The organism is Streptomyces sp. JH34 (assembly GCF_029428875.1).
GTDB lineage: Bacteria > Actinomycetota > Actinomycetes > Streptomycetales > Streptomycetaceae > Streptomyces.
The window spans coordinates 3,688,602-3,707,464 of sequence record NZ_JAJSOO010000001.1 but is presented as its reverse complement, the minus strand read 5'-3'; the positions used below and the strand labels follow the sequence as shown (position 1 = coordinate 3,707,464).

Genomic DNA, 18,863 nt, shown 5'->3' with positions numbered 1-18,863 from the left:
CGCTCAGACGCCGAGCTCGGCCCTTATTCGCCCGGCTCGCACGGCCCGGACGAGCTCGGCGTGGTCCGCTTCCGTCCGGTCCGCGTACGCCACGGCGAAGTCCGCCACCGCCGTGTCCAGCTCGGTGTTCTTGCCGCAGTACCCGGCGAGCAGCCGGGGGTCGGCGCTGTGCGCGTGGGCCCGGGCCAGAAGCGCTCCAGTCATCCGCCCGTAGTCGTCCACCTGGTCCGCCGCGAGCGCGGCCGGATCCACACTGCCTTTGCGATTCCTGAACTGGCGCACCTGATAGGGCCTGCCGTCGACCTCGGCCCAGCCGAGCAGTATGTCGCTGACGACCTGCATCCGCTTCTGTCCGAGCACCACCCGACGCCCCTCGTGCGCCACCTCCGGCACCTCGAAACCGACCTGCGGAAGATAAGGGGAGAGCGCAGAGGGACGGGCTTCCTTCACCTGCAGCACCAGCGGCTCCCCGCGGTGGTCGAGCAACAGCACCACATACGACCGGGTCCCCACGCTCCCCGTGCCCACCACCCTGAACGCGACGTCATGGATCGCGTAGCGGGCGAGAAGCGGCGCCCTGTCCTCCGAAACGGTCCCGAGGTATCCCTCGAGCCCCGTCGCGACAGCGGCCGCTTCGGCGTCGGGCACACGGCGCAGCACAGGCGGTGCGTCGACGAACCGACGACCACCGTCCTCGCATTCCTCCGTGGACCGCGCCGCGAAGCGGGCGCTCGTGTTGTTGCGCGCCTTGGCGGACACCCGCTCCAGCGTCCCCAGCAGGTCTCGCGCGTCGGTGTGGGAGACGAGTTCCTCGTCAGCGATGGCGTTCCAGGCGTCGAGTGCGGAAAGCCTGGCCAGCAGACGCATCGTGCGTCTGTACGCGCCCACCGTGTCGTAGGCGCCCTGCCGGCAGGTGTCCTCGTCCGCCCCCGCTTCCCGGCCCGCGAGCACCAGAGAGGTGGCGAGCCGCTTGAGGTCCCACTCCCACGGGCCGAAGACGGTTTCGTCGAAGTCGTTGAGATCGATGACCAGATTGCCGCGCGCGTCCCCGTACAGGCCGAAGTTGGCAGCGTGCGCGTCACCACAGAGCTGGGCACCCACACCCGTGACCGGCGTGCCCATCAGGTCATGTGCCATCAAGCCTGCCGAACCACGCAGGAAGGCGAAGGGTGTTGCCGCCATGCGCCCCACCCGTATCGGCGTCAGACCGGGCACCCTGCCCTGATTCGACTCCTCGACCGCCTGTACCGCGTCCGGCCTTCCGGCGGGCAGGACCAGGGCACTGTGATCGGACCGGGACACCTTGAGCCTCAGTGCCTTGCCCGCCGCCTTCGGAGACCCCTCTGTCGGGGGCGTCGACCCGAGTCCGGACGACTTCACTCCGCCGGCCACGCGCCGTGCGAAGCCCCGGACAACCGGGATGCGCTCGTCCGACGCCGCCCGCTGTGCCGGCACCGTCGCTTCGACCTCGGCCATGGTGCGCCGCCTCCCCCGCCTTCGTCCGGCAGTTCTGTCCGACCGACATCAACTGCGGACGACGGTACAGCCGTGGCGCGACAACCGTCCTCCCCTGTGGACAGGTTGAGATCCTGACTGTGGACAACATCGCCGACGGGCCGCGAGTCCCCCGCGTGGTCCACACCGCCCAGCCTCTACCGCACTGCCCACACCGCACCGCCCGCCGCCCACACAGTCCGGCGGTCGGCAGGCCCCGGGACGGCGGTCACACCGCGACCGCCTCCTCCATCTCCTCCTCGGCTCCGGCGGCGGCGCGCAGGACGGCCGCGTCGTGTGCCCTCTCAGCAGCCTCGCGGCGTCGCCGCGCCTCGGCCAGGCCCGCCACCACCACGACTCCAAGCCCCGCCACGAACCACAGGAACAGCACCAGCAGATGCCCGCCAAGGGCATGCCCACCGAAGTACACGTGGCTGCGTACCCCTTCGACGAAACCCGCACCGTTCCAGAAGGAGTGCAGGGCTCCGAAGAACCCCGGCTGGAGTTCGGGCCGGAAGATGCCGCCCGAGCTCGTGAAGTTGAGCATGACGAAGAGCAGCATGACGCCGAGCGTGGTCCACCGCTTGAGGAAGGTGTGCAGTCCGACCCCGATCAGGAGGATGCCCGCCGAGTAGAGCCACGCCATCGCCCACAGGCCACCGAGCCCCTGGTCCACGAGGTTGAACACAGGCCCCGCGAACGCGGCGCCGATCGCGCTCACGACGAGCGAGGTGGCGATCGCCAGTCCGGCCCTGATCCGCAGCGCCAGCACCGCGCCCGCGCCGCCTATCACCGCGACCGACGCATAGGAGCCGATACTGACCGCCACCAGCAGGAAGAAGATTCCCTGCCCGGTCGGATCGCCGTCAGCCGTGGGCTCGACGTCCGTGACCTGGAGAGGCGCACCCTGAGCTGCGGCAACTTGGGTGAAGACCTTCTGGACGACCGTCGCGCTGGTGTCGGACGAGGCGGTGGCCACCATGAGTTCGGGCTCGCCGCCCGGCACGTAGGCGCCGTAGCTCTGCTGGGTCCTCAGGTGGTTCACCGCGATGTCGCGGTCCGCTACGGTACGCACACTCAACGCGCCGTGCCCCTTGTCCTGCAAGGTCTGCGCGAGCACCTGCGCGCTTGCTCCGGAGCCGACGACGTCCACCCGCAGGTCGTGCGGCGCCGGGGCGTGGAAGGCACCCAGATAGGCAAGCCCCATACCGACGCACATCAGCAGTGGCGTGACGAGATGACTGAGCACATGACGCAGCGCACCGGCGGTTGAGCCGGAGGCGGAGCTCGGACCTGCGGACATTCGACGACTCCTCCGATAGTTGGCTTTTACAACTCCCACATTCGTTGTAGCATACAACTACATTTTCGAGAAGGTGATCCATGTGACGGAGACTCCCCGGGACCGCGAGGAGGCGCTGGAAGTCATCCAGCGCGAGCTGACCGCTTTCGCACGCCGCGCACGGTCGACCGCAGCCCGGCTCCACCCGGATCTGCCACTGGTCCCGTACACGTTGCTCGCGCACATCGACTACCGGCACGGCTGCCGCGCGACCGATCTGGCCGCGCATTACATGCTGGACAAGTCGACGGTCAGCCGGCAGGTCGCGACGCTCGAGAAGCTCGGCCTGGTCGAGCGTCGCCCCGACCCGGACGACCAGCGGATCCAGGTGCTGCACCCCACCGCCGCCGGCACCGAGGCACTCGCATCCACCCAGGCCAGTCGGCGGGCCGCCTACAGGGAACGCCTCGGAGAGTGGACGTCGGGCGATCTCGAGCAGTTCGCGCAGTACCTGCTGCGCTACAACTCGACGGGGGAATCTCCTTCACCCTGATAGCCCCAGCCGGGGCTCCAGCGGCCGTTCAGCAACCCCCGGGCTCACCCAGATAGGCATCCGCCCACCGGCCGAGCTCCTTGAGCGCGGGCTCCATGGCGGCACCGGCCTCCGTCAGCCGGTAAGAGACCCTCAACGGGGGCCCTTCGTCGACCTCGCGCACCACGAGACCGGCAGCCCCCAGCTCGGACAACCGGTCCGAAAGCATCCGCTCACTGATGCCCGGAATCGCCCGGCGCAGATCCGCGAAGTGCACCGGCTGCCGCATCAGCACCGAGACGATCGGGCCCGTCCAGCGCTTCCCGAACAGCTCGAAGACGCGAGTGATGCTCGCATCCACCCGCCGACAGGCCTGCTCGCTGTGATCCGCCATGACCCCAGGGTACTGCGTCGACGTTGGGAGCTAATTAAAAGTAAGCAGCTATGTTATACATAGCTACGCACTTAAAAACGGACTCGCGCTCACGGTCGTGAAGACCGCCTTCCGGGAGCCTGCGCAGTCACTTTTCCGACTCCCACGGAGATCCCCATGGCCACGCTCCTGCACCTCGACTCCGCCGTCTTCCCTCAGGGCTCCACATCGCGCGAGGTCACCGCCGCCTTCGTCGCGGCATGGCGCGAGCAGCACCCCGACGGGAAGGTCGTGTACCGCGACCTCGCAGCCGACCCGCTGCCCCACCTGGACGCATCGGCAGTGGCTGCCGGCGCCGAGGACGCGCTGCGCGGGGAACTCTCCGCCGAACTGGCCGCAGCGGACGCCGTACTCATCGGCGCACCGATGTACAACTTCTCCATCCCGTCCACCTTGAAGGCGTGGCTGGACCAAGTGATCATCGTCGGCCACAACGCGGGCCCGGAGGGCCCTGTCGCCGGCACACCGATCACTGTCGTGGCCAGCCGCGGCGGTTCTTACGCCCCGGGCACCCCGCGCGAGGACTTCGAGTTCGTCCAGAACTACCTGGAGAAGGTACTGACCGGCATGCTCGGGGCCGAAGTGGACTTCATCGTGCCGGAGTTGACCCTGGCCCACTCGAAGCCCGAGATGGCCGAGCTCATCCCGCTCGCCGAGGCGTCCCGCACTCAGGCGTTCACCGACGCCGCGGAGAAGGCCAAGGCCCTCGCGGCACGCCTCGTCGCATGAAGCGGCATGAAGTCGCCTGAAGCCGCCTGAAGCCACGCCCGGAGTCGCCCGAACTCGCCTGCACGACGCCCCGGCAGCCGATCCGCGCCAAACACCCCTTTGGTGCGGATCCGGCGTGTTTCACGTGAAACAGCGGTCGACATCGCCCATGCTTCCGCACCAGGTGCGTGCTTCATCACAGCACCCGTGACGCACGCCCAGTCCGCCCGGCACCGTCAGGGAGCCGCCACGCATCACGGGCGTTTCCGATACAGCGAGCGGAGTCATCTCACAAGGCGCCCGAAGTGCACGCCGACCCGAACTCGCCGGCATCAGCCACATCGAAGAGTCTGCGGAAAATTCGCCTGCGCGGCCTGCGTACCGACACACGGCACGGTCCACCGCACAACGAAGAACCCCCGCACCGGATCTCTCCGGTGCGGGGGTTCTGTCGAACCAACCTGGTGGCCGCAAGCGACTACCCGTTGTGCGCGAGGGGGGATTTGAACCCCCACGTCCCTAAGGACACTGGCACCTGAAGCCAGCGCGTCTGCCGTTCCGCCACTCGCGCAAGAGTGGTGTTTTCAGACTCTCTCACCGTGTGGTGCGAGCGCCTGGCGACAACGGAAGATTAGCACGCTGGACTGGGTGGATTCACATCCGTTGTTTCGCCGGACTCGCGAGGGGAACCGGGAACGCGGAAAGCCCGGCCCCACTCCTCCTGAGTGCACCCGGAGTGCGGGACACTGTCAGGAGGCCACCTCTACGATCCGTGTGAGAGGTGACACTCATCCACTGTGCAGACAAGGGGAACCAGCCGATTTCCCGACGCGTGGATACGATCAGTAAGCAGTACAGGGACGACGACATCGGAGGAGGTGCCCCATGGGAGTCATGAAGCGTTTCGAGCAGCGTCTCGAGGGTCTGGTCAATGGCACCTTCGCCAAGGTCTTCAAGTCCGAGGTGCAGCCGGTCGAGATCGCAGGAGCCCTCCAGCGCGAGTGCGACAACAACGCCTCGATCTGGAACCGCGAGCGGACCGTCGTGCCCAACGACTTCATCGTCGAGCTCAGCACCCCGGACTTCGAGCGGCTCAGCCCGTACTCCGGCCAGCTCGGCGACGAGCTGTCCGGCCTCGTACGTGACTACGCCAAGCAGCAGCGGTACACCTTCATGGGACCGATCAAGGTCCACCTGGAGAAGGCGGACGACCTCGACACGGGTCTCTACCGCGTACGCAGCCGGACCTTGGCGTCGAGTTCGTCACAGGGTCAGCACGGCGGCCCCGCTCCCCAGGGCCAGCCGAGCCGGCCCGCACCGCAAGGACAGGGCGGTTACGGCTACCCGCCGGCTTCCGCCCCGCCCATGCCCCCGGCCCCGCCGCAGGGCGCCGGGCGTCCGAACGGCCCTTCCAGCGACCGGCGCCCGCCGGCCGCTTCCGGCCCCATGCCGGATGCCCAGGTGCGGCGCTGGATCGAGATCAACGGCACCCGCCATCAGATCTCCCGCCCGACGTTGGTGATGGGACGAAGCACCGACGCCGACGTGCGGATCGACGACCCCGGCGTATCGCGCCGGCACTGTGAGATCCGGACCGGAACGCCCTCGACGATCCAGGATCTCGGGTCTACCAACGGCATCGTGGTAGACGGGCAGCACACAACCCGCGCTACGCTCCGCGACGGCTCGCGGATCGTCGTGGGCAGCACCACCATCGTTTACCGGCAAGCCGAAGGGTGAAGCGGGGGCAATGTCAGAGCTGACCCTGACGGTCATGCGGCTAGGTTTCCTGGCTGTTCTGTGGCTATTCGTAATCGTGGCCGTCCAGGTCATTCGCAGCGACCTGTTCGGCACACGTGTCACGCAGCGCGGCTCACGCCGTACTGCCGCTGACACCCGCCCGCAGCAAGGGCGCCAACAACAAGCAGCGCCGCCTCAGCAGCGCCAGCAGTCCGGGCGCCAGCGCCGCGGGGCACCCACCAAGCTGGTCGTCTCCGAAGGCACGCTCACCGGAACCACCGTGGCGCTCCAGGGCCAGACCATCACCCTGGGCCGCGCACACGACTCAACGATCGTGCTGGACGACGACTACGCGTCCAGCAGGCATGCCAGGATCTACCCGGACCGTGACGGCCAGTGGATCGTCGAGGATCTCGGGTCCACCAACGGCACCTATCTCGACCGGACCCGGCTCACCACCCCGACACCTGTTCCGCTGGGCGCGCCGATCCGCATCGGCAAGACCGTCATCGAGCTGCGGAAGTAGTACGACAATGAGCGAGCGGAGCGAGCGAGCCGTGGCGGTCCTGACGACGGACCCGGCCCGGCTCCCGACCGGAGGGTGGGCAGTGTGGCTCGAGACCGGCTGTACCCCGAACCGACGGGCGAGGTGCGCATGAGCTTGTCCCTGCGCTTCGCCGCCGGATCGCACAAGGGCATGATCCGGGAAGGCAACGAGGACTCCGGCTACGCCGGCCCCCGCCTTCTCGCCATCGCCGACGGCATGGGCGGCCAGGCGGCCGGCGAGGTCGCCAGCTCCGAGGTGATCTCCACCCTCGTCCAGCTCGACGACGACGTGCCCGGCTCCGACATCCTCACGTCGCTCGGCACGGCGGTACAGCGGGCCAACGACCAGCTGCGCGTCATGGTCGAGGAGGACCCCCAGCTGGAGGGCATGGGCACGACGCTCACGGCCCTGCTCTGGACCGGTCAGCGCCTCGGCCTCGTGCACGTCGGCGACTCCCGTGCCTACCTTCTGCGTGACGGCGTCCTGACCCAGATCACCCAGGACCACACCTGGGTACAGCGTCTCGTCGACGAGGGCAGGATCACCGAGGAAGAGGCCACCACCCACCCTCAGCGCTCCCTGCTGATGCGGGCCCTGGGCAGCGGTGACCATGTGGAGCCCGATCTCTCGGTCCGCGAGGTACGCGCCGGTGACCGCTATCTGATCTGCTCGGACGGGCTCTCCGGCGTCGTCTCCCACCAGACGATGGAGGAGACCCTGGCCAGCTACCAGGGACCGCAGGAGACCATCCAGGACCTCATCCAGCTCGCCCTGCGCGGCGGTGGTCCCGACAACATCACCTGCATCGTCGCCGACGTCCTGGACGTCGACAGCAACGACACCCTGGCCGGGCAGCTCAGCGACACCCCGGTCGTCGTCGGCGCGGTCGCGGAGAACCAGGCCGCCCAGGCGAACGACGGCCGGGCCATGGAGACACCGGCGGGGCGTGCGGCGGGCCTCGGCCGTCCCGTACCACCGCCGGCCGGAGGCTTCGGCCCGCCCGGCAGCGGTGACGACATGGGCTACGGCTCCGGTCCGGACGACGCCTTCAACTCGTACACCGACGAAGACTTCGTGAAGCCCCGCGGCCGTCGCAGGTGGCTGAAGCGGTCGTTCTTCATCGTGCTCGCGCTGGCTGTGGTCGGCGGAGGTGTCTACGGCGGATACCGCTGGACCCAGACGCAGTTCTACGTGGGCACGAAGGACGACAACGTCGCGTTGTACCGCGGAATCAGCCAGGACCTCGCCTGGGTGTCCCTCTCGAAGGTCGAGGAGAACACCGAGATCGAGCTGAAGTATCTGCCGCCCTACTGGCGCAAGAAGGTCGAGGCGACCATCTCCCAGGGCAACCTCGCCGACGCGCGCAAGAAGATCAGCGAGCTCGACGCGCAGGCCTCCGCCTGCAAGAAGGACGCACAGCGCCGCGCGGCCGAGGCGGACGCCAACGCCGCCAAGGACCCGGACAAGGCCGGCGACGCCGCCGACAGCACTTCCGCCACGTCTCCCGCCAAGGGGACCAAGACCGCGACTCCCACTCCCGGCCCCAGCCTCTCGGAGGAAGAGAAGAAGCTGGCCCTGCAGTGCGGTAAGCAGTAAGCCGTAGGGGGCCTTCAGCACATGAGCGTTGTCACCAACACCACGACCATCGGCGCGATCGACGCGCCGAGCCGCCGTAACACCGAGCTGGCACTGGTCGCCTTCGCCGTCCTGATCTCGGTGTTCGCGTACGCCAACGTGGGCCTCGCCCTCCACGGCGAACTGCCCGCGGGCATGCTCGGCTACGGCCTGGGCCTCGCGCTGCTCGGCGGTGTGGCACACATCGCCGTACGGAGATTCGCCCCGTACGCCGACCCGCTGCTGCTTCCGCTGGCCACCCTGCTGAACGGACTGGGTCTGGCCCTCATCTGGCGACTGGACCAGTCGGAACGGTTCCAGTCGATCAAGACGTTCGCCCCTGCCGCCTCGAAGCAGCTGATGTTCTCGGCGGTCGGCGTCGCCCTGATGGTCGTCGTCCTGATCGCCCTCAAGGACCACCGCATCCTGCAGCGGTACACCTACATCTCCATGCTGGTGGCGCTGGTCCTGCTGATCCTCCCCATGTTCTTCCCCTCCGTGAACGGCGCCAAGATCTGGATCAAGATCCCTGGCGTCGGAACGATCCAGCCCGGTGAGTTCGCGAAGATCATCATCGCGGTGTTCTTCGCCGGCTACCTCATGGTCAAACGCGATGCGCTGGCCCTCGCCAGCCGCCGGTTCATGGGCCTCTACCTGCCCCGCGGCCGTGACCTGGGCCCGATCCTGATGGTCTGGGCGTTCTCGATCCTCATCCTGGTCTTCGAGACCGACCTGGGATCCTCGCTGCTGTTCTTCGGCATGTTCGTCGTCATGCTGTACGTCGCCACCGAGCGCACCAGCTGGATCGTCTTCGGTCTGTTGATGTCCGGTGCCGGCGCTGTGGGCGTCGCGACGTTCGAGCCGCACGTGCAGGACCGCGTCACCGCGTGGCTCGACCCCTTCGCGGGCTGGGGCAAGGAGGCGGCCAGCGAGCAGATGGCGAAGTCGCTCATGGCCTTCGGCTCCGGAGGCACCCTCGGAACCGGCCTCGGACAGGGCAACTCCGACCTGATCGGCTTCGCGGCCAACTCCGACTTCATCCTCGCCACCGTCGGCGAGGAGCTCGGGCTGGCCGGGATGATGGCGATCCTGCTCGTCTACGGTCTGATCGTCGAGCGCGGCGTCCGCACGGCGCTCGCCGCCCGGGACCCCTTCGGCAAGCTCCTCGCGATCGGCCTCTCCGGCTCCTTCGCCATCCAGGTCTTCGTCGTGGCCGGCGGTGTCATGGGACTCATCCCGCTGACGGGTATGACCATGCCGTTCATGGCGGCCGGTGGTTCGTCCGTCATCGCCAACTGGGCGCTCATCGGCATCCTGATCAGAATCAGTGACACGGCCCGACGTCCCGCCCCGGCCCCCGCACCGTCCCCGGACGCCGAGATGACCCAGGTGGTCCGACCGTGAACAAGCCGCTGCGCAGGATCGCGCTCTTCTGCGGGATCCTCGTCCTGGCCCTGCTCGTCCGCACCAACTACATCCAGTACGTGCGTGCCGACGAGCTCAACGCGAACGAGCACAACCGCCGCGTCCAGATCGAGCGCTACGCCCACGAACGCGGAAACATCATCGTCGACGGCGAGCCCGTCACGGGCTCCGTCGAGACGACGGACAGCGACTTCACGTACAAGCGTGTCTGGAAGAACGGCCCCATGTGGGCTCCCGTCACCGGCTACTCCTCGCAGGCCTTCGACTCCTCGCAGCTGGAGAGCATCGAGGACGGCATCCTCACGGGCAACAGTGACCAGCTGTTCTTCGACCGCACCCTGTCGATGTTCACCGGTGAGCAGAAGACCGGCGGGAACATCGTCACCACCCTCAACGGCGCCGCGCAGAAGGCCGCCTTCAAGGGGCTGGGCGACAAGAAGGGCGCCGTCGCCGCGCTCGACCCGCAGACCGGCGCCGTCCTCGCACTGGCCAGCACCCCGTCGTACGACCCCTCGGTCTTCGCGGGCAACTCCATGAAGGACTCCGACGCCCGGCAGAAGCTCCTGCAGGACAAGGACAAGCCGATGCTGAACCGGGCGCTGCGGGAGACCTACCCGCCCGGCTCGACGTTCAAGGTCGTCACGGCCGCGGCGGCACTGGAGAACGGCCTCTACACCGACATCGACGAGGAGACGGACTCCCCGCTCCCCTGGCGACTGCCCCTGTCGACCAACCTGCTGCAGAACGAGGGGAACATCCCCTGCGAGAACGCCTCGCTCCGGGAGGCCCTGCGCTGGTCCTGCAACACCGTCTTCGGCAAGATGAGCAACGACCTCGGCAACGCGAAGATGATCGAGCAGGCCGACAAGTTCGGTTTCAACAAAGAGGTCTTCACCCCGGTCCGCGCCGACGCGAGCGTCTATCCGAAGGACAACCAGCCGCAGAACGCCATGGCGGGCATCGGCCAGGCGTCCAACCGCGCCACGCCTCTCCAGATGGCCATGGTCGCGTCCGCGATCGCCAACGACGGCAAGCTCATGCAGCCGTACATGGTCGCCCAGCGCCAGGCACCCAACCTCGACGTGATCTACACGCACGAGAAGGAGCAGCTCAGCCGGCCGCTCTCGGCGGAGAACGCCCAGAAGGTGCAGCAGATGATGGAGACCGTGGTCGCGGACGGCACGGGAACCAACGCGCAGATCGCCGGCGTCACTGTCGGTGGCAAGACCGGTACCGCGCAGCACGGCCTCAACAACAGCGAGAAGCCGTACGCCTGGTTCATCTCGTACGCCAAGACCGACAGCGGCTCCCCGGTCGCCGTTGCCGTGGTGGTCGAGGACGGCAACGCCAACCGGGACGACATCTCAGGCGGCGGTCTGGCCGCACCGATCGCCAAGAACGTGATGAAGGCGGTACTCGACGGAAAGTAGTGACTCCCGTCACAACTTCTGTCCACACCAGCACATTGGGATACCGGTCGGATATCAGCTGACGGGTGCGGGCCGATCAAGCAGTGCGTGCCCGGTAGCGTATGCCGCGAACAGCGCACCGCCGGACCACACACGGGTGCGGTCGGGACTGACGGAGAGGGCTGGATCAGTTATGGAAGAGCCGCGTCGCCTCGGCGGCCGGTACGAGCTGGGCTCGGTGCTCGGCCGTGGTGGCATGGCCGAGGTCTACCTCGCACACGACACCCGGCTCGGCCGCACCGTCGCTGTGAAGACGCTGCGGGCCGACCTCGCCCGCGACCCGTCCTTCCAGGCACGGTTCCGCCGTGAGGCCCAGTCGGCCGCCTCGCTCAACCACCCCGCGATCGTCGCCGTCTACGACACCGGCGAGGACTACGTCGACGGTGTCTCCATCCCGTACATCGTGATGGAGTACGTCGACGGGTCGACGCTCAGAGAGCTCCTGCACTCCGGCCGCAAGCTGCTGCCGGAGCGTACTCTCGAGATGACGGTCGGGATCCTCCAGGCACTGGAGTACTCGCACCGCGCCCAGATCGTGCACCGCGACATCAAGCCGGCGAACGTCATGCTGACGCGCACCGGCCAGGTCAAGGTCATGGACTTCGGTATCGCCCGCGCCATGGGCGACTCCGGGATGACCATGACCCAGACCGCCGCGGTCATCGGGACCGCCCAGTACCTCTCCCCGGAACAGGCCAAGGGCGAACAGGTCGACGCACGCTCCGACCTGTACTCCACCGGCTGCCTGCTCTACGAGCTGCTCGCGGTCCGGCCCCCGTTCGTCGGTGACTCTCCGGTCGCGGTCGCGTACCAGCACGTACGTGAGGAACCGCAGCCCCCGAGCAACTTCGACTCCGAGATCACGCCTGAGATGGACGCCATCGTCCTGAAGGCACTGACCAAGGACCCCGACTACCGCTACCAGTCGGCCGACGAGATGCGCGCCGACATCGAGGCCTGCCTCGACGGCCAGCCGGTCGCGGCGACCGCGGCCATGGGAGCGGCGGGCTACGGCGGGTACGACGGCTACGGCAACGACCAGCCCACCCAGGCGCTGCGTTCGACGGACCAGGGCGGCGCCCAGACGTCGATGCTCCCGCCGGTCAACCCGGACGACGGCGGCTACGGCTACGACGACCGCCCGGACCGCCGACGTCAGAAGAAGAGCAGCACCTCGACGATCCTGCTGGTCGTCGCGGGCGTTCTGGTGCTCATCGGCGCGATCCTCATCGGCATGACGGTCTTCAGCGACAACGGCGACAGCGGCGGCGGGAAGATCGACGTGCCGAACATGGTCGGCTCGACGGTCGACCAGGCGCAGAAACTCGCGGACAACGCCGAGATCGTCCTGAAGGTCGGTTCGAAGGAACCCTGCGAGGCCCAGGAGAAGGACAAGATCTGCAGTCAGTCCCCCGGCTCGCAGGAGCAGATGGAGGCGGGCGAGACCGTGACGGTCGTCGTCTCCACCGGCGCCCCCAAGGTCGAGGTGCCGGACGTCCTGGAGAAGTCCGAGGACAGCGCACGCAAGGCCCTGGAGGACAAGGGCTTCACGGTGAACGTCGAGACCGCCGAGTCCGAGAAGACACCCGACTCGGTCATCTCGCAGGACCCCGAGGGTGGTTCGAAGGTCGAGAAGGACACCGAGGTCACGATCACGGTGGCCAAGGAGGCGACCGAGCCGATGCCCGACGTGCGCACCCGGCCCTACGACGCGGCCGTGCAACAGCTGAACGGCCTCGGGTTCACGAACGTGTCGCGGCAGGACGTCGACTCGGAGGAAGCCGCGGGGACGGTCGTCGACCAGACCCCGGGCGGCCCGAGCAAGCAGTCCAAGGACGTCCAGATCGTCCTCAAGGTGTCCAAGGGCCCGGCCCAGCCCGAGCAGGTCACCATCCCGGGCGACATCGTCGGCAAACGGTTCCAGGACGCGAAGTCCACGCTCGAAGGCCTCGGGCTCGTGGTCGCGCTCGCGCCCAACTCGTCGGACAAGCCCAACGCGCTGGTGATGCAGGCCGACCCGGGGGCCAACTCCCAGGTGCCCAAGGGGCAGACCGTCACCCTCACCACCTTTGGCGGCGGGGACGGCGGGGGCGGCGGCGGCTTCCTCGGCGGGGCGTCGGGGGACTGACCCGCGCGGCACCGCCACAACGAGCACGGGGCCCCGGTCACCTCAGCGGTGACCGGGGCCCCGTGCTTCGTCCGTGGTGCTAGCGCAGCTCCGCCGGCTTCGTGCGGTCCCGGTCCACCTTCTCGGTCCGCACCAGCTCACCCCACACGATGTAGCGGTACTTCGACGTGTAGACGGGGGTGCAGGTGGTCAGCGTGATGTAGCGGCCGGCCTTCGTCGCACCCGAGTCCTTGGGCACCGGGGCGATCGTGTCGACGTTGAACTTCGACGTCTCCGGAAGCTCCGCGAAGACCTTGTAGACGTACCAGGTGTCCTTGGTCTCGAAGACGACCGCGTCGCCCTTCTTCACCTTGTCGATGTTGTGGAACTTGGCACCGTGCCCGTCGCGGTGCGCGGCCAGCGCGAAGTTGCCCTGCGCGTCCGCGGGGAGGGCCGACTTCACGGGGTCCGTGTAGTACCCGGCGATGCCGTTGTTGAGGGTCTCGGTGTCGGTGCCCTTCTTGACCAGCACCTCGCCGTTCTTCATGGCGGGGACATGGAGGAAGCCGATGCCGTCCCTGGTGTCCAGCGCCCCGGGCCCACCCGCCCAGCGGTCGCGGACGGTGTTGCCCTGCTTGTCCGCCTCACGGTCGGCCAGCACGTTGGTCCACCACAGCGAGTAGACGACGAACAGGCCCAGCACCAGCCCTGCGGTGATCAGCAGTTCCCCGAAGAGGCTCACCGTCGTCGCGACGGGATGGCGGCTCCTGCGTCGCACCGGGGCCGCCGGCTCGTCGGTGCGCTCTTCGTGCTCGGTCCTCGCTGCCACCGCACCCGTCCCTGTCGTGATGATGTTCAGCCGACGAGCGCGTCGGGCTTCCCCTTGCTGCGCGGCCGTTCGTCGACCATTTTGCCCCACACGATCATTCGGTACGTACTCGTGAATTCCGGCGTGCACGTCGTCAGCGTGATGTACCTGCCCGGGCCGGTGAAGCCGGAGCCCGGGGGCACCTCGTCGATCACGGCCACGTTGGACGGCGACGTCTGCGGAAGGATGCTGGTCATCTCGTACGTGTAGTAGGCGTCCTGCGTCTCGACAACGATCGGATCGCCCGGCTGCAGCTTGTTGATGTAACGGAACGGCTCACCATGGGTGTTGCGGTGGCCCGCCACCGCGAAGTTCCCCTGCTCCGCCGAAGGCATCGCGGTCTTCAGCTTGCCCTCGCCGTAGTGACCGATCATGCCGCGGTCGAGGACCTTCTCCTTGTCGATGCCCTCGGCGATGGGTGCGACCACGTCCAGTTTGGGGATGTGCATGATGGCGAATCCCTTGCCGGGCTCGAAGACGCCCGGACTGCGCTCGCCGCTCGCCCAGTCGTCCTGGATCTTGTTGGTCTCGCGGCCGGCGATCTGGTCGGCGCGGACGTTGGTCCACCACAGCTGGTAGGTGACGAACAGGAGCATGAGCACACCGAAGGTGATGAACACCTCGCCGACGACCCGGCTGGCGACGACGGCGGGACTGTCCTTGGCGGCACGGGCCGCACGCCGGGCCTCCAGCCGGGACATCGGGACCGCGGGCTCCGCCGTCCCTGCCTCTGCTTCCGGAGTGCGCCGGGGCTCGGCACGCCGTCGTCCGCGCCCCTTGGCCGCACGCCTTCGCTCGGCCCGGCCTCCCGTCGGCAGCGGCTCGGGGTCCGGGTCCGGCCCGTCGGAGCCGGCGGGCCGCGACGCGCGCCGCGTATCGGCGGTCCGCAGCGCGACGGTCTCGTCATGGACCGGACCGGCCTCGCCGTGGGGCGGCACGAGGCCCGGGCCGGGTGCAGTCCGCGTGGAGGCGGGTCCGGGCGCCGCCGGGGCCGGGACCGGCGGCGCCGCCGGGGGACCGGATATCACCGCGGTTCCCTGGATCGTGGCGGCCACGGGAGCGGCCACCGGCCCCTGCTGCCCGTACCAGTCCCTCTGGTACCCCTCCGGGTCGTACCACTCACCCGTGGGCTCCATAGGCCCCTGAGCCGCCGTCTGGGGCATCTGCGGTGCCTCTTCTTCGGCACGGCCCGCCTCCCCCCTGCCCCAGGGCGAGGTGCGCTGTCCCGGCAGAGGATCGTTCAGCGGGTCCGCGAGTTGCTCCACCGCCGCCTCGAACGTGCCGTCGGGCTCGTACGCTCCCTGCGCGTACGGGCCCTCCTGGCCGGAGTCGGGGCGGAGTGAGGTCACGCGGCGGCCTTGCCCACCACCGGGGCGAGCCCCGCCGATCTCGCGACGGCACCCTCGTCGCCGCACTGTTCGAGCCAGTTGGCGAGCATGAGGTGGCCGTGCTCGGTGAGCACCGACTCGGGGTGGAACTGCACGCCCTCCACCGCCTTTTCACGGTGACGCAGCCCCATGATGATGCCGTCGGCGGTGCGCGCGGTGACTTCGAGCACGGGCGGAACCGTCGCGGGCTCCGCGGCGAGCGAGTGGTAACGCGTCGCGGTGAAAGGCGACGGAAGGCCGGCGAACACGCCCTTGCCCTCGTGCAGTACGGGCGAGGTCTTGCCGTGCAGCAGCTCGGGAGCCCGGTCCACCACACCGCCGTACGCGACGGCCATCGACTGCATCCCCAGGCAGACGCCGAAGACCGGCACGCCGCTCCGAGCGCAGTGGTGCACCATCTCGATACAGACACCCGCCTGCTCGGGTGTGCCCGGGCCGGGTGACAACAGGACCCCGTCGAAGCCGTCGTCGGCGTGCGCGGTGGTGACCTCGTCGTTCCTCACCACCTCGCACTCGGCGCCGAGTTGGTAGAGGTACTGGACGATGTTGAACACGAAGCTGTCGTAGTTGTCCACGACGAGAACGCGTGCGCTCACTGACCGGCTCCCGCTCCGCCGGCGCCTTCGCCGTCCAGCGTCGCGTCACCGAACGGGAGCAGCGGCTCCGCCCAGGGGAAGACGTACTGGAAGAGCGCGTAGACAGCGGCCAGGGCCAGCACGAGCGAGATGACGCCCCGCACCCATGCGTTGCCCGGCAGATGCCGCCAGATCCAGCCGTACATGCTGTTGCCTCCATTCGGTACGGCACCAGACTAAACGGCCGGGGCACAGACGTGGGTCAGCTGTGGAAAGCCGTCTTCCGGGGCGTGGCCCCACAAGGGCGCGCGCACCTCGGGGGAACCGAAGGGCCGGGCCCCCGGCCCGCTACCGCACAGGCTGTGCGTAATGGAGATCGACGGTGCCCGCGTAGCCGGGGAGCGTCAGCTTGTCGTCCTCCTCGACCTTCCACCCCAGCCCGTACGCCTTGACGTACAGCTGGTAGTTCTGGATCGCCGTGGAGTCGTTGAGCGCCTGCTTGAGCTCTCCCCGGTCACCGACTGCCGTGACCTTGTACGGAGGCGAGTAGACCCGGCCCTGCAGGATCAGCGTGTTCCCGACGCAGCGCACCGCACTGGTGGAGATCAGCCGCTGGTCCATCACCCGGATCCCGCGGGCACCACCCGCCCACAGGGCGTTGACGACGGCCTGCAGGTCCTGCTGGTGGATGACCAGGTCGTTGGGCTGCGGATCGGGGTATCCGGGATTGGCGGTGGCGTTCGGCGGGGCGTCGTTCAGCGTGACGGAGAGCGCCTCACCGGTGACCTCAGTGGTGCCGGCGGCCTTTTCCAGCGCGTCGAGTTTCGCGTCCTCGGCACGGGTGCTCCCGTCGTCACGACGAGCGAGGGTGTCGATGTCCGCGCGCACGGAAGCGGTCGATTCGTCCAGTTCCGCGTTCTTCTCGCTGCGCTGCTGGATGAGGTCGGAGAGCTTCAGCAAGGAGGAGTCCGTGCGGATATCGGTCCCCTTGGCCGTATTGGCGCTGGTCACGAAGATCAGTCCGGCCAGCGCGAAAACGGCAGCGGTGAGGGCCTGGACCGGTCGGCGGGACATACGCCGGACCGGGCCTCGAGGGGAGTCGGCAGAATTGCTCAACGTACCCTTATCTCCTTAGGCGCCACGGAAGCACTACGCTAACGGACGCCCCGGGGAGGCAGCATTCCCCCTCGCGCCCCGGCGCCAGCCACAGATCCCTGCGCGGTCACGCAGCGCATCGACAGGAGAGTCCCTCGTGCCGAAGTCACGTATCCGCAAGAAGGCAGACTTCACGCCTCCGCCGGCGAAGCAGTCGACGAGCATAAAGCTGACCAACCGCAGTTGGGTGGCGCCGGTGATGCTGGCGCTCTTCCTCATCGGTCTGGCCTGGATCGTGGTCTTCTACGTCACCGAGGGCGACCTGCCGATCGACGCCCTCGGCAACTGGAACATCGTCGTGGGCTTCGGCTTCATCGCAGGCGGCTTCGGCGTCTCCACCCAGTGGAAGTAGCTCTGCCCTGAAGTTACCCACAGAGTTATCCACAGGCGGGGGAAAAGGTCAGACGATCTGTGGATAACCTCCCTCGATGTTGACGCCGGTGTGACTACACACTTACGCATCACGGGCTGGTAGGCCCCTTGTCCGGACTGGAAAAACCCAGTTCAGCGACAAGGGGCACACTTGTTCCCCACGTCATGCACAAGATCCGGCACGCTCTGTGGACAACCGCATCCCAGGGGCAACGATGTTCGCTCAGGTGAGCACTGCCGTCCTGACGAGGACGACCGCCAGGACCGCGACGAGCACCAGGGCGCAGACGCCGTACTGCACAAGATTCCGGCGCTCGCGTGGTGCGTGGACCATGGCGACGGCGATCAGCGCTCCGGCGACCAGCCCGCCGACGTGAGCCTGCCAGGCGATCCCTCCCCACGGGTTGAAGGTGAAGATCAGATTCACCACGAGGAGCGCGATCACCGGACGCATGTCGTAGTGCATCCGGCGCATCAGTACGGCCGTGGCACCCAGCAGACCGAAGACGGAGCCCGACGCTCCGAGCGTGCCCTGTCCGGGGGCCGCGATCAGGTAGGTGAGCGCACTGCCCGCGAGCCCCGAGAGCAGGTAGAGCGCGAGGTAGCGTGCGCGTCCCAGGGCGGCTTCCAGAGGCCCTCCGAGCCACCACAGCCCCAGCATGTTGAAGGCGATGTGCCAGACCTCCTGGTGCAGGAACGTCGATGTCACCAGGCGGTACCACTGCCCCTCGGCGACGCCCTGGTAGCCGGCCGAACGGTTGTCGACATAGGCGCGGCCGAAGAGCAGGAGGTCGTCGCGAAGGGTGGGATGGGCCAGGACGCCCACGAAGACGGCGAGATTGATACCGATGAGGATCTTGGTGATCAGTCTGGGGTCGGCCACGACGCTGCCGCCCGCCAGGGTCCGCGGCCGGCTCGCCGCGGGGCGATGGCCCGTACCGGTCCCTTCGCGGACACAGTCCGGACACTGGAAGCCCACCGACGCCGGGATCATGCAGTCCGTACAGATCGGCCGCTCGCACCGCGTGCAGCGGATTCCCGTCTGCCTGCCCGGATGCCGGTAACACGTGGGTGACGTGGGTGGACCGCCCGCGGCCGCAGGCCCGTCCTGGTCTTCCGGCGGCTGCTGAACCATCCGTCACGGCCCCTTCGGT

General features: G+C 68.2%; 18 protein-coding genes and 1 tRNA gene. 9 read left to right on the top strand and 10 right to left on the bottom strand.

Annotated elements, in window-relative coordinates; translation table 11 throughout:
• Positions 1 to 3: 3 nt before the first annotated feature.
• The gene (locus LWJ43_RS16485; RefSeq protein WP_277332993.1) at positions 4 to 1,476 is read right to left on the bottom strand and encodes a DUF2252 domain-containing protein; all 1,473 of its coding nucleotides are present in this window, start codon (positions 1,474 to 1,476) and stop codon (positions 4 to 6) included.
• A 247-nt stretch (positions 1,477 to 1,723) separates the two neighbouring features.
• Complete coding sequence (locus LWJ43_RS16480; RefSeq protein ID WP_277332992.1) at positions 1,724 to 2,797, bottom strand: hypothetical protein; 1,074 nt, start codon at positions 2,795 to 2,797, stop codon at positions 1,724 to 1,726.
• 82 nt (positions 2,798 to 2,879) lie between these two features.
• On the opposite strand from LWJ43_RS16480, the gene LWJ43_RS16475 reads away from it, so the two are divergent.
• Positions 2,880 to 3,329, top strand: a complete 450-nt coding sequence (locus LWJ43_RS16475) for a MarR family winged helix-turn-helix transcriptional regulator (protein WP_277332991.1) — start codon at positions 2,880 to 2,882, stop codon at positions 3,327 to 3,329.
• 28 nt (positions 3,330 to 3,357) lie between these two features.
• Here the strand turns inward: LWJ43_RS16475 and LWJ43_RS16470 are convergent, their stop codons facing one another.
• Positions 3,358 to 3,702, bottom strand: a complete 345-nt coding sequence (locus LWJ43_RS16470; protein WP_277332990.1) for a winged helix-turn-helix transcriptional regulator — start codon at positions 3,700 to 3,702, stop codon at positions 3,358 to 3,360.
• Positions 3,703 to 3,858: 156 nt separating this feature from the next.
• Here LWJ43_RS16470 and LWJ43_RS16465 point away from each other — a divergent pair, with 156 nt between their 5' ends.
• Positions 3,859 to 4,470, top strand: a complete 612-nt coding sequence (locus tag LWJ43_RS16465) for an FMN-dependent NADH-azoreductase (RefSeq protein ID WP_277332989.1) — start codon at positions 3,859 to 3,861, stop codon at positions 4,468 to 4,470.
• 467 nt (positions 4,471 to 4,937) lie between these two features.
• Here the strand turns inward: LWJ43_RS16465 and LWJ43_RS16460 are convergent.
• Positions 4,938 to 5,020, bottom strand: a tRNA-Leu gene (locus LWJ43_RS16460).
• A gap of 314 nt (positions 5,021 to 5,334) precedes the next feature.
• Between LWJ43_RS16460 and LWJ43_RS16455 the strand changes: the two genes are divergently transcribed.
• The 6 genes from LWJ43_RS16455 (at position 5,335) to pknB (ending at position 13,372) form a co-directional block, all read left to right on the top strand.
• Positions 5,335 to 6,189 (top strand): FhaA domain-containing protein, encoded by an 855-nt coding sequence (locus LWJ43_RS16455; RefSeq protein WP_277332988.1) that lies wholly within the window; start codon positions 5,335 to 5,337, stop codon positions 6,187 to 6,189.
• A 10-nt stretch (positions 6,190 to 6,199) separates the two neighbouring features.
• Positions 6,200 to 6,715, top strand: coding sequence for an FHA domain-containing protein FhaB/FipA (locus LWJ43_RS16450; RefSeq protein WP_099173299.1), 516 nt, complete (start codon positions 6,200 to 6,202; stop codon positions 6,713 to 6,715).
• A 129-nt stretch (positions 6,716 to 6,844) separates the two neighbouring features.
• Positions 6,845 to 8,332 carry a Stp1/IreP family PP2C-type Ser/Thr phosphatase gene (locus tag LWJ43_RS16445; RefSeq protein ID WP_277332987.1) on the top strand — a complete coding sequence of 496 codons (1,488 nt, stop codon included), beginning with the start codon at positions 6,845 to 6,847 and terminating at the stop codon, positions 8,330 to 8,332.
• A gap of 21 nt (positions 8,333 to 8,353) precedes the next feature.
• Entirely contained in the window at positions 8,354 to 9,754 is a 1,401-nt protein-coding gene (locus tag LWJ43_RS16440) for an FtsW/RodA/SpoVE family cell cycle protein (protein WP_277332986.1), read from the top strand.
• The gene (locus tag LWJ43_RS16435; protein ID WP_277332985.1) at positions 9,751 to 11,205 is read left to right on the top strand and encodes a peptidoglycan D,D-transpeptidase FtsI family protein; all 1,455 of its coding nucleotides are present in this window, start codon (positions 9,751 to 9,753) and stop codon (positions 11,203 to 11,205) included. The genes LWJ43_RS16440 and LWJ43_RS16435 overlap by 4 nt, the downstream gene beginning before the upstream one ends.
• A 172-nt stretch (positions 11,206 to 11,377) precedes the next feature.
• Positions 11,378 to 13,372 carry a Stk1 family PASTA domain-containing Ser/Thr kinase gene (gene pknB, locus LWJ43_RS16430; RefSeq protein WP_277332984.1) on the top strand — a complete coding sequence of 665 codons (1,995 nt, stop codon included), beginning with the start codon at positions 11,378 to 11,380 and terminating at the stop codon, positions 13,370 to 13,372.
• A 79-nt stretch (positions 13,373 to 13,451) separates the two neighbouring features.
• Here the strand turns inward: pknB and LWJ43_RS16425 are convergent, their stop codons facing one another.
• The 5 genes from LWJ43_RS16425 to LWJ43_RS16405 all read right to left on the bottom strand — a co-directional run bounded on the left by LWJ43_RS16425 (position 13,452) and on the right by LWJ43_RS16405 (position 17,256).
• A complete protein-coding gene (locus tag LWJ43_RS16425; protein WP_277332983.1) occupies positions 13,452 to 14,180 on the bottom strand; it encodes a class E sortase in 729 nt (242 codons plus the stop codon).
• 26 nt (positions 14,181 to 14,206) lie between these two features.
• Positions 14,207 to 15,568, bottom strand: a complete 1,362-nt coding sequence (locus LWJ43_RS16420) for a class E sortase (RefSeq protein ID WP_277332982.1) — start codon at positions 15,566 to 15,568, stop codon at positions 14,207 to 14,209.
• Positions 15,565 to 16,203: an aminodeoxychorismate/anthranilate synthase component II gene (locus LWJ43_RS16415; protein WP_277332981.1), complete on the bottom strand. Its 639-nt coding sequence runs from the start codon at positions 16,201 to 16,203 to the stop codon at positions 15,565 to 15,567. Before LWJ43_RS16415 ends, LWJ43_RS16420 begins: the two co-directional genes overlap by 4 nt.
• The gene (locus LWJ43_RS16410; protein WP_277332980.1) at positions 16,200 to 16,388 is read right to left on the bottom strand and encodes a hypothetical protein; all 189 of its coding nucleotides are present in this window, start codon (positions 16,386 to 16,388) and stop codon (positions 16,200 to 16,202) included. The genes LWJ43_RS16415 and LWJ43_RS16410 overlap by 4 nt, the downstream gene beginning before the upstream one ends.
• Before the next feature lie 142 nt (positions 16,389 to 16,530).
• Positions 16,531 to 17,256, bottom strand: coding sequence for a DUF881 domain-containing protein (locus tag LWJ43_RS16405; protein WP_277332979.1), 726 nt, complete (start codon positions 17,254 to 17,256; stop codon positions 16,531 to 16,533).
• 178 nt (positions 17,257 to 17,434) lie between these two features.
• Between LWJ43_RS16405 and crgA the strand changes: the two genes are divergently transcribed.
• On the top strand, positions 17,435 to 17,689 hold the full coding sequence (crgA, locus tag LWJ43_RS16400) for a cell division protein CrgA (protein ID WP_031090433.1): 255 nt from the start codon (positions 17,435 to 17,437) through the stop codon (positions 17,687 to 17,689).
• A gap of 243 nt (positions 17,690 to 17,932) precedes the next feature.
• On the opposite strand, the gene LWJ43_RS16395 is transcribed toward crgA, so the two are convergent.
• Positions 17,933 to 18,844: a rhomboid family intramembrane serine protease gene (locus LWJ43_RS16395; RefSeq protein ID WP_277332978.1), complete on the bottom strand. Its 912-nt coding sequence runs from the start codon at positions 18,842 to 18,844 to the stop codon at positions 17,933 to 17,935.
• Positions 18,845 to 18,863: the final 19 nt, after the last annotated feature.